The 10,256-nt window shown below is 70.1% G+C and carries 7 protein-coding genes and 1 pseudogene; 3 read left to right on the forward strand and 5 right to left on the reverse strand.

The features are described 5' to 3' along the window. The first annotated feature begins 290 nt into the window (after positions 1-290). Positions 291-1,580: a citrate synthase gene (locus tag FPZ41_RS41205; RefSeq protein ID WP_322621379.1), complete on the forward strand. Its 1,290-nt coding sequence runs from the start codon at positions 291-293 to the stop codon at positions 1,578-1,580. A gap of 669 nt (positions 1,581-2,249) precedes the next feature. Here the strand turns inward: FPZ41_RS41205 and FPZ41_RS41210 are convergent. Beyond that, positions 2,250-4,550 (reverse strand): heavy metal translocating P-type ATPase, encoded by a 2,301-nt coding sequence (locus tag FPZ41_RS41210; RefSeq protein ID WP_152869325.1) that lies wholly within the window; start codon positions 4,548-4,550, stop codon positions 2,250-2,252. Between the two features lie 6 nt (positions 4,551-4,556). Then, positions 4,557-4,805 carry a heavy-metal-associated domain-containing protein gene (locus FPZ41_RS41215; RefSeq protein WP_152869327.1) on the reverse strand — a complete coding sequence of 83 codons (249 nt, stop codon included), beginning with the start codon at positions 4,803-4,805 and terminating at the stop codon, positions 4,557-4,559. Positions 4,806-5,026: 221 nt separating this feature from the next. Here FPZ41_RS41215 and FPZ41_RS41220 point away from each other — a divergent pair, with 221 nt between their 5' ends. Beyond that, positions 5,027-6,070, forward strand: coding sequence for a zinc-dependent alcohol dehydrogenase family protein (locus FPZ41_RS41220; RefSeq protein ID WP_152869329.1), 1,044 nt, complete (start codon positions 5,027-5,029; stop codon positions 6,068-6,070). Here FPZ41_RS41220 and FPZ41_RS41225 read toward each other — a convergent pair. From FPZ41_RS41225 to FPZ41_RS41235, 3 genes and pseudogenes are all read right to left on the reverse strand, one after another. Beyond that, positions 6,051-6,674 (reverse strand): GNAT family N-acetyltransferase, encoded by a 624-nt coding sequence (locus FPZ41_RS41225; RefSeq protein ID WP_152869331.1) that lies wholly within the window; start codon positions 6,672-6,674, stop codon positions 6,051-6,053. The genes FPZ41_RS41220 and FPZ41_RS41225 overlap by 20 nt on opposite strands. 134 nt (positions 6,675-6,808) lie before the next feature. After that, positions 6,809-7,009, reverse strand: a complete 201-nt coding sequence (locus FPZ41_RS41230; RefSeq protein ID WP_152869333.1) for a helix-turn-helix transcriptional regulator — start codon at positions 7,007-7,009, stop codon at positions 6,809-6,811. A gap of 320 nt (positions 7,010-7,329) precedes the next feature. Beyond that, a pseudogene (locus tag FPZ41_RS41235) lies at positions 7,330-7,929 on the reverse strand (sugar phosphate isomerase/epimerase family protein). A gap of 393 nt (positions 7,930-8,322) precedes the next feature. On the opposite strand from FPZ41_RS41235, the gene iolD reads away from it, so the two are divergent. Beyond that, complete coding sequence (gene iolD / locus FPZ41_RS41245) at positions 8,323-10,206, forward strand: 3D-(3,5/4)-trihydroxycyclohexane-1,2-dione acylhydrolase (decyclizing) (protein ID WP_152869335.1); 1,884 nt, start codon at positions 8,323-8,325, stop codon at positions 10,204-10,206. The last annotated feature ends 50 nt before the right edge of the window (positions 10,207-10,256 follow it).

Raw genomic sequence — 10,256 nt, forward strand, 5'->3', positions numbered from 1 at the left:
GGACGGGAACGGGTAGGGGCGGCGGGGGCGGAACACCCCCCCACACCTCCCCGGCGGTCGGCGGTCCGTTCGCGGAGGCCTCGTGAAAAATGATCGATCAACTGAGTCGGAAAGGTCACACAGCACTTCCAGAAGCCGGGCAGAGCGGGCAGGATGAGCAAGTTGGCGGCACTGAGTGCCGCCAATAGGCCCGATAGTCGACCCCGAGTGCACTCTTCTGAGCCAATTGGGGGATGGTAGAGACAGTCAGGGCACCTCGAAGGTGAGGCACTACGTCGGTGAGGGATGACGTGAGCGACAACTCTGTAGTACTGCGGTACGGCGACGGCGAGTACACCTACCCGGTGATCGACAGCACCGTCGGCGACAAGGGCTTCGACATCGGGAAGCTCCGCGCCCAGACCGGTCTGGTGACTCTCGACAGCGGATACGGGAACACCGCCGCCTATAAATCCGCCATCACCTACCTCGATGGTGAGCAGGGCATCCTGCGGTACCGCGGCTACCCGATCGAGCAGCTGGCCGAGCGCTCCACCTTCCTGGAGGTGGCCTACCTGCTGATCAACGGTGAGCTGCCGAAGGTCGATGAGCTGACCAGCTTCAAGAACGACATCACCCAGCACACCCTGCTGCACGAGGACGTCAAGAACTTCTACACGGGCTTCCCGCGCGACGCACACCCCATGGCGATGCTGTCGTCCGTGGTGAGCGCCCTGTCGACGTTCTACCAGGACAGCCACAACCCGTTCGACGAGACCCAGCGCAACCTCTCCACGATCCGGCTGCTCGCCAAGCTTCCGACGATCGCGGCGTACGCGTACAAGAAGTCCATCGGCCACCCCTTCGTCTACCCGCGCAACGACCTCGGGTACGTCGAGAACTTCCTGCGCATGACCTTCTCGGTCCCCGCCCAGGAGTACGAGCTTGACCCGGTGGTCGTCTCCGCGCTCGACAAGCTCCTGATCCTGCACGCGGACCACGAGCAGAACTGTTCGACCTCCACGGTCCGCCTGGTCGGCTCGTCGCAGGCGAACATGTTCGCGTCGATCTCGGCCGGTATCAGCGCTCTGTGGGGCCCGCTGCACGGTGGCGCCAACCAGTCGGTGCTGGAGATGCTGGAGGGCATCCAGACCGCCGGAGGTGACGTCGACTCCTTCATCCGCAAGGTGAAGAACAAGGAGGACGGCGTCAAGCTCATGGGCTTCGGCCACCGTGTCTACAAGAACTTCGACCCCCGGGCGAAGATCATCAAGGCGGCGGCGCACGATGTCCTCTCGGCGCTCGGCAAGTCCGACGAGCTCCTCGACATCGCGCTCAAGCTCGAAGAGCACGCACTCGCGGACGACTACTTCGTCTCCCGCAAGCTGTACCCGAACGTGGACTTCTACACGGGCCTGATCTACCGCGCCATGGGCTTCCCGACCGAGATGTTCACGGTCCTGTTCGCCCTCGGCCGCCTCCCGGGCTGGATCGCCCAGTGGCACGAGATGATCAAGGAGCCCGGTTCCCGCATCGGGCGCCCGCGCCAGATCTACACGGGCGTCGTCGAGCGCGACTTCGTGCCGGTCGAGGCCCGCTAGGCGCTCCGCTCGGAGGGGCGGTTCATCGTCGTCTGTGGGTCGTTGTCCGCGGGTCGCGGGGGGCTGGTCGCGCAGTTCCCCGCGCCCCTTTCAGGGCCGCGGCCCCGGCTCGGGTCGCCGGAAGAAAAACTCGGCAGCAACGGCAAGAACGACAACAACGACAGCAACGGCAACAAAAGCGGAAGGCGCCCCGCCGCCGGTCCCCCCACGGGCCGACGGTCAGGGCGCCTTCCCATGTCCCGGTGCGGATTCCCCCCACGGGATCCGGCCGGGCGATGGTGGGCCAGCGCCTGAATCGCTGGTGAGCAGAACGAGCAAAACCCGGTCCACTGCTCCAGTGCGATCTGCCGGGGTACGTACGGACGGGAGGGCCGCTCAAAGCTCCCCGGTGCACGTGCCCCGGCCTCGCAGTTCCGGGAACGTCCCCCAAGACGTCCCCAGATGTCAGTCACGCCCCCCAAGACGCTTCTGACATCGCCAACTTAGACTCACGAACCCCTTCGATGGTTACGTTCACAACACTGTGATGTGCGTCTCTTGCATATGTCCTGAATCTGCGCAAGAGCCCCAATGCTGTGATCGGGGTCCAAGCGTAAGGATGATGCGCGAGCCTTGTGAAGAGCTTATGTGAGGCCGTTGCCGGACTCTAGAGGGACTTTTACCTCGTCGTCAGGAGAACGACCTCAGTCTCAGGCTGTTGGTCACCACGAACACGGACGAAAAGGCCATGGCGGCCCCCGCGATCATCGGGTTCAGCAGCCCGGCGGCCGCCAGCGGCAGCGCCGCCACGTTGTACCCGAAGGCCCAGACGAGGTTGCCCTTGATCGTGGTCAGGGTACGCCGGGACAGCCGGATCGCGTCCGCGGCCACCCGCAGGTCCCCGCGGACGAGCGTCAGGTCGCCCGCCTCGATCGCCGCGTCCGTCCCCGTGCCCATGGCCAGTCCCAGGTCGGCCGTGGCCAGCGCGGCGGCGTCGTTGACCCCGTCCCCGACCATCGCCACGGTCCGTCCCTCGTCGCGCAGCCGGCGGATCACGTCGGCCTTGTCCTCGGGCAGCACCTCGGCGATCACCTCGTCGATCCCGACGGCCGCGGCCACGGAGCGGGCCACCCGTTCGTTGTCCCCGGTCAGCAGCACCGGCGTGAGTCCGAGGGCGCGCAACCGTCGTACGGCCTCGGCGCTGGTCTCCTTGATCGCGTCGGCGACGGTCAGGACACCGAGTGCCACCCCGTTCCGGGTGACCACGACAGCCGTACGGCCCTCGGACTCGGCGGTCTCCTTGGCCGCCGCCAGCGCCTCCGGGAGTGGCCGGGAGGCCAGGCGGCCCACCTCGACGTCCTGGCCCTCCACGAGGCCGCGTACGCCCCGCCCAGGCACGTTCTCGAAGGCCTCGACGGGCGGGAGTGCGGCGCCCAGGCGCTTTGCTGCGCCCGCGGCGACGGCCCGGGCGATCGGGTGCTCGGAGGCGTGCTCCACGGCGCCCGCGAGCCGCAGGACGTCCTTCTCGTCGGCGCCCTGAGCGACGTACACCTCCTGGAGTGTCATGTGGCCGGTGGTGACCGTGCCGGTCTTGTCCAGGACGACGGTGTCGACGCGGCGCGTGGACTCCAGGACCTCCGGGCCCTTGATGAGGATGCCGAGCTGGGCGCCCCGGCCCGTGCCGACCAGCAGGGCGGTCGGGGTGGCCAGGCCCAGCGCGCACGGGCAGGCGATGATCAGTACCGCGACGGCCGCGGTGAACGCGGCGGCGGTGTCGCCGGTGACGCCGAGCCAGCCGCCGAACGTACCGGCCGCGATGAGGAGCACCACCGGCACGAACACGGCGGAGATGCGGTCGGCCAGCCGCTGCACCTCGGCCTTGCTGTTCTGCGCGTCCTCGACCAGCTTCGCCATGCGCGCCAGCCGGGTGTCCGCACCGACACGGGTCGCCTCCACGACGAGCCGACCGCCGGCGTTCACGGTGCCACCCGTGACGGCGTCCCCGGCGGTCACGTCGACCGGCATGGACTCGCCCGTCAGCATGGACGCGTCGACCGCCGAGACGCCCTCGATGACGGTGCCGTCGGTGGCGATCTTCTCCCCGGGCCGTACGACGAACCGGTCGCCCACGGCCAGCCGGTCCACCGGGATGCGCACCTCACCCGCGCCCGCCCGTCTCCCGCCACCGCCCTCAACCGAGAGCGCTTCGCGCTCGCTCCCCTCGTATCGCAGCACACAGACGTCCTTCGCGCCCAGTTCCATGAGCGCCCGCAGGGCCGCACCCGCCCTGCGCTTCGAGCGGGCCTCCAGGAAGCGGCCGAGCAGGATGAGCGCGACCACCCCGGCGGCCACTTCCAGGTAGATGGCCGACGAGCTCTCCGTACGGGAGACCGTGAGGTCGAAGCCGTGCCGCATGCCCGGCATGCCCGCGTGCCCCCAGAACAGCGCCCACAGGGACCAGCCGAACGCGGCGAGCGTGCCGACCGACACGAGCGTGTCCATGGTGGCCGCGCCGTGCCGCAGGTTCGTCCAGGCGGCCCGGTGGAACGGCAGCCCGCCCCAGACCACGACGGGCGCGGCGAGGGTCAGCGACAGCCACTGCCAGTTGTCGAACTGCAGGGCCGGGATCATCGAGAGCAGGACGACGGGGAGGGCGAGGACGACGGAGACCGTCAACCGCTGCCGCAGGGCGGCGAGTTCGGGATCGTCGGCCGACTCGGCGGCGGGCGTCTCCTCCAGGGGCGGCGGGGGCTCCTCGGCCGTGTAGCCCGTCTTCACCACGGTGGCGATCAGATCGGCGACCTGTATTCCTTCGGAATACGTGACCTTCGCCTTTTCCGTCGCGTAATTGACCGTGGCGGAGACGCCGTCCATGCGGTTGAGCTTCTTCTCGACGCGGGCCGCGCACGAGGCGCAGGTCATCCCCCCGATCGTGAGCTCGATCTCCTGGAGGGGCTCACGTGTGAGAGCCTCGGCGATGGTGCCGGTCATGTCCGCTCAGGCCCTGCCCACGAGCTCGAAGCCGGCCTCGTCGACGGCGGCGCGCACGGCATCCTCGTCGAGCGGGGCGGTGGAGACCACGGTGACCTCGCCGGAGGCGGCCACGGCCTTCACGGACGTGACGCCGTCGATCCCGGAGATCTCGCTGGAGACGGAGCCCTCGCAGTGCCCGCAGCTCATTCCGCTCACCTTGTAGACAGTGGTGACGGTTGTGGCGGTGCCGGCAGTGTCGGTCTGGGCTGTCATGGCGTTGCTCCTCATGGAGGCGGATGGGGCCTACGTGACCTCAATCATACCCCTAGGGGGTATGGGTTCGGCAAGAGGTCCGCGACCGGCCCCGGCAGGGGCTCCACAGCGAGGCCGACCGGCGGTTAGCGTTCGCTGGACGGTGACCTTCCGGATGGGGCCGGGCGGGTCCGGTGAACCCGGGTGGATCCCGGTGGATCCGGGTGGAAGGGCGTGGGCGTATGCGTGCGGTGGTGTTCGAGCGGTTCGGGGAGCCGGCCGAGGTGCGGCAGGTCCCGGACCCGGCACCTTCGGAGCACGGGGTCGTGGTGCGCGTCGAGGCCACGGGACTGTGCCGCAGTGACTGGCACGGCTGGCAGGGCCACGACCCGGACATCACGCTCCCGCACGTGCCGGGCCACGAACTGGCCGGAGTCGTGGAGGCGACGGGGGACCGGGTGGGCCGCTGGCGCCCCGGTGACCGTGTCACCGTCCCCTTCGTCTGCGCCTGCGGCACCTGCCCCGCCTGCGCCGCCGGGGACCAGCAGGTGTGTGAGCGGCAGACGCAGCCGGGGTTCACCGACTGGGGGTCGTTCGCCGAGTACGTGGCCCTGGAGCAGGCGGACGTGAACCTCGTCGCCGTACCGGACGAGCTGTCGTCCGCCACGGCGGCCGCGCTGGGCTGCCGGTTCGCCACGGCGTTCCGGGCGGTGGTGACCCAGGGGCGCGTCGCGCCGGGGGAGTGGGTGGCCGTGCACGGGTGCGGCGGCGTCGGGCTCTCGGCGGTGATGATCGCGGCGGCCTCGGGTGCGCGGGTGGTGGCCGTCGACGTGTCCGGCCGAGCGCTGGACCTCGCCCGGAAATTCGGTGCGGCCGAGTGCGTGGACGCCTCCCGCGTTCCGGACACCGCCGAGGCCGTGCGTGACCTCACGGGCGGCGGCGCCCACGTCTCGCTGGACGCCCTCGGCTCACCCGCCACCTGCGCGGCCTCGGTGAACGGTCTGCGCCGCAGGGGCCGCCACATCCAGGTCGGCCTGCTCCCCTCCGCGACCGGCACCACCCCGGTCCCCATGGCCCGCGTGATCGCCCTCGAACTCGAACTCCTCGGCAGCCACGGCATGGCCGCCCACGCCTACCCGCCGATGCTGGAACTGGTCCGGACGGGCATCCTGCGCCCCGACCTGCTGGTCACGTCCACGATCACCCTGGACGCGGTCCCGGCCGCGCTGAAGGCGGTCGGTACGGCGCCGGGCGCCGGGGTGACGGTCATAGACCCGTGGAGCTGAGCGCCCCTGCCTCCGGGCGACCCCGGTGGACGGCCCACTCCGGGGCGAGAACCGCCATCCGCACGGCGTCGATCCACCCACCGTCCTGCCACAGGGCTTCCCGCTCCACGCCCTCGGCCACGAAGCCGACCTTCTCGTAGGCGCGCCGGGCCCTCGGATTGTGGACGAAGACCCACAGCGACACACGGTGCAGGCCGAGCCGCTCGAAGGCGTACCCGACGATCAGCCGCACGGCCTCCGTACCGAGACCGCGGTCACGTCCTCCGGGGCCGATCAGTATGCGGAAGGTGCAGTTGCGGTTGTGCCGGTCCCAGTCGAAAAGGACGGCCTCGCCGACGAGTTCACCGCTCGCCCGGTCGACGACGCCGAGGTCGAGCCGGTCGGTCTGCTCGCCGCGGGAGCCGTACCAGGAGCGCAGCCGCTCCTCCCCGAACTCCACCGCCGGGCTGCCGGTCAGCCGGATCACCTCGGGATCGGCCAGAATCCGCGTCATCACCGGGGCGTCCTCCGCGGTGAACGGCCGCAACAGGGCCTTCTCACCGGTGAGGACCGGCTTGACGGAGAAGTCGGCCGCCGGGGCGGAGGGCGTCGTATCGGAGCTCATCCCCGGATTCTCGGCACCGTGCGAACGGGGCGGCAACGGAATAACGGGGCGACAGCGGAATGCGGAATAACGGGGCGACAGCGGAATGCGGAATAACGGGGCGGCAGCGGAATTCGTCCCGCCGTCGGGCCCCATCACTCGGTCCTGCGGCCCCGGTTGCCTGGGCGGGAGGCCGCCCAGGCCCGTACGGTGTCCGCGTACCAGTACGGTCTTCCGCCCTCCACATGGTCGGGCTGCGGCAGGAGCCCGTGCTTGCGGTAGGAGCGGACGGTGTCCGGCCGCACCCGGATGTGTGCGGCGATCTCCTTGTACGACCAGAGGCGACGGTCGGTCATCAGGGGCACCTCCTCCTGCGCGCCGGGCGTAACGCCGGCGATCACCATGCCTACTGACCGGTCAACGAGGGTGACCGGCCGAGGGGAGATGGCTGTGGAGGAGGTGTGACCCACGGGTCGCGGACATGCGACATCTGTGACAGAGCGATGCTCTTTGTGACACGAGTGATGAATTCGCCAACGCCAACGGCAACGGCAACGGCAACGGCAACGCCAACGGCAATGGCAGCGGCAATGGCAGCGGCAACGGCAATGGCAGCGGCGGCAACGTGCTTTCGTACCACCGCCCGCAGTGTTACGCGCATTGCGAGCGAGAGCGCCTACGCCCCGCAGGACCTCAGAAACGCCCGGGTCCGCCGAGCGATCGGCAGTGGACGGTCCGGCTCGCACGGGTACATGTCCTGCTCCACGATCGCGAACAGATCCACGTCCAGCTTCTGCGCGGCGGCGAGCACGGGCTCCAGCGCGGGCACACCCGCGGGCGGCTCGCACATCACGCCCTTCGCCACCGCCGGCCCGAACGGGATCTCGTTCGCCCGAACCTCGGCGAGGATCTCCGGGTCCACCTGCTTGAGGTGCAGGTGCCCGATCCGCTCCCCGTAAGTCTCGATGAGCTTGACGCTGTCGCCCTCGCAGTACGCGTAGTGCCCGTGTCCAGCGTGGTGCAGCCCGGTGAACACCGTGCTCGCCGACACCTTCAGGCCACGCTTCGACGTCTCCTCGGCGAGCACGGCCGGGTCGGTCGGCAGGTACCCGTACGGGCCCAGCTCGATGCACTCCTAACCGGCCGCGGCGACCTCGTCGAGGAACCGCTGCCAGGGGACCTGCTGCGGATCGTCGGGGAACCAAACGCCCCAGGAATCCGGGGCTGATCCGATCCGGATGCGGGAAAGTGAGGACTGAGGAGACGGCGACGGCATGGGCGTCAGCGTGAGGGGGCAGGTGACGCGCGTCAAGGCATGGTCCGAATGTCCGGACAAAATGTTGACAGGGGTCTGTGCGCGAGGCTAGATCTTGGGTCACGAGGCCGGGCGTGGGATGCGTTGCGGTCCCGAGCGGCCCGTGACGTCGGGCCCAGATCGCCTCCGGCGCGGGAGGCCGCTTTGCTTTGGCAGGAGCGAAGTGCGAGCGATGACTCCCCGCCCGCTACGGCCCCGCGCCGGAGGTCCCCGACATCGGGTGGACGGCGGCTCGCCGTCCGTGAGGACATCCGGCCGGCAGGCGCACCATTGAAACGTGGGCACGGCGGAGCCGTACCGCAGGTGGTGGATCTGCTTACATCCGGCCCACGCCGAGAACACAGGGGGATGCCGATGACCTCAACGACGAGGCTGACGGTCGCTCAGGCGCTGGTGCGGTTCCTGGCCGTCCAGTACACGGAACGCGACGGCGAGCGGCAGCGGCTGATCGCAGCCACCTGGGGCGTCCTCGGCCACGGCAACGTCGCCGGGCTCGGACAGGCGCTCGTCGAGTACGGCGGCGACATGCCGTACCACCAGGGCCGCAACGAACAGGCCATGGTGCACGCGGCGGTCGGCTACGCGCGTCAGTCGAACCGCCTGTCCACCCACGCCGTCACGACGTCGATCGGGCCGGGCGCCACCAACCTGGTGACCGGCGCCGCGCTCGCCACGATCAACCACCTCCCGGTCCTGCTGCTGCCCGGCGACACCTTCGCCACCCGCCCGGCCGACCCGGTGCTCCAGCAGCTCGAAGTCCCGTACGCCGGCGATGTGTCCGTCAACGACTGCCTGCGCCCGGTGTCGAGGTACTTCGACCGGATCACCCGCCCCGAGGCCCTGATACCGGCCGCGCTCCAGGCGATGCGCGTGCTGGCTGACCCGGTCGAGACCGGCGCCGTGACGCTGGCCCTCCCGCAGGACGTGCAGGCCGAGGCGTACGACTGGCCGCAGGAGTTCTTCGCCGAGCGCACCTGGGCGGTGCGCCGCTCGGCCCCCGCCACGAGTGAACTGGCCGCCGCGGTCACGGCGATCCGCCAGGCCCGGCGCCCGCTCATCGTGGCGGGCGGCGGAGTCCACCACAGCCGCGCCGAGGAGGCGCTCGCCGAACTCGCCGACGCAACCCGCATCCCCGTCGCCTCGACCCAGGCGGGCAAGGGCTCCCTGCGCCACGATCACCCGCAGGACGTGGGCGGCATCGGTCACACCGGCACCGCCACCGCCGACGAACTCGCCCGCACCGCGGACCTGGTGATCGGCGTGGGCACGCGCTACACGGACTTCACCACCGCCTCCGGCACCCTGTTCACCGGCGAGGGCGTCCGCTTCCTCAACCTCAACATCGCGCCCTTCGACGGCCACAAGCTCGCCGGGCTCCCGCTCATCGCCGACGCGCGCGCGGGCCTGGAGGAGCTCACCGAGGCCCTCGAACTGCACGACCACCAGGTCGGCGACTCCTACGTCAGCGAGTACACCGACGACAAGCAGCGCTGGGAGTACCGCGTCGACGCCTGCTACGAGTGCGACGAGCCCGACGTCCGGCCCACCCAGCCCCAGGTGCTGGGCCTGCTCGACGAGATCGTCACCGAGGAGGACATCATCGTCAGCGCGGCCGGCTCCCTCCCCGGCGACCTGCACAAACTGTGGCGGACGCGGTCGCGGGACCAGTACCACCTGGAGTACGGCTACTCCTGCATGGGCTACGAGATCCCGGCCGCGATCGGCGTACGCATGGCCGCGCCGGGGCGTCCCGTGTGGGCGCTGGTCGGCGACGGGACGTACCTGATGATGCCGACGGAGCTCGTGACGGCCGTGCAGGAGAACATCCCGGTCAAGGTGCTGATCATCCAGAACCACGGGTACGCGTCCATCGGCGGCCTCTCCGAGTTGGTGGGCGGCGAGCGGTTCGGCACCGCGTACCGTTACCAGTCCGACGACGGCACGTTCACCGGCCCGCCCCTTCCCGTGGACCTCGCGGCCAACGCGGCCAGCCTGGGCATGCGGGTGCTGCGCGCGAAGACGGTGCGTGACCTGCGGGCCGCGCTCGCGGAGGCGCGGGCGGCCGACACCCCCACCTGTGTCCACGTGGAGACCCAGACGGCGGACATGGTGTCGGGCGCGCCCCCGGCCCAGGCCTGGTGGGATGTCCCCGTGGCCGAGACGGCGACCCGATCGTCGGCGGTCAAGGCCCGTGAACTGTACGAACGGCAGGTCTCCACCCGACGCCGCCATCTGTGAGGGACCACTCGCCCCCGCCGCCCCTACCCATTCCCGTCCCTTCCCTGAGG

Source organism: Streptomyces acidicola (genome assembly GCF_009377235.1).
GTDB lineage: Bacteria > Actinomycetota > Actinomycetes > Streptomycetales > Streptomycetaceae > Streptomyces > Streptomyces acidicola.

Coding starts and splice junctions, on each gene's coding strand:
- FPZ41_RS41215 (WP_152869327.1), bottom strand. CDS start 4,805: ATGACAGCCCAGACCGACACTGCCGGCACCGCCACAACCGTCACCACT.
- FPZ41_RS41210 (WP_152869325.1), bottom strand. CDS start 4,550: ATGACCGGCACCATCGCCGAGGCTCTCACACGTGAGCCCCTCCAGGAG.
- iolD (WP_152869335.1), top strand. CDS start 8,323: ATGACCTCAACGACGAGGCTGACGGTCGCTCAGGCGCTGGTGCGGTTC.
- FPZ41_RS41220 (WP_152869329.1), top strand. CDS start 5,027: ATGCGTGCGGTGGTGTTCGAGCGGTTCGGGGAGCCGGCCGAGGTGCGG.
- FPZ41_RS41225 (WP_152869331.1), bottom strand. CDS start 6,674: ATGAGCTCCGATACGACGCCCTCCGCCCCGGCGGCCGACTTCTCCGTC.
- FPZ41_RS41230 (WP_152869333.1), bottom strand. CDS start 7,009: ATGACCGACCGTCGCCTCTGGTCGTACAAGGAGATCGCCGCACACATC.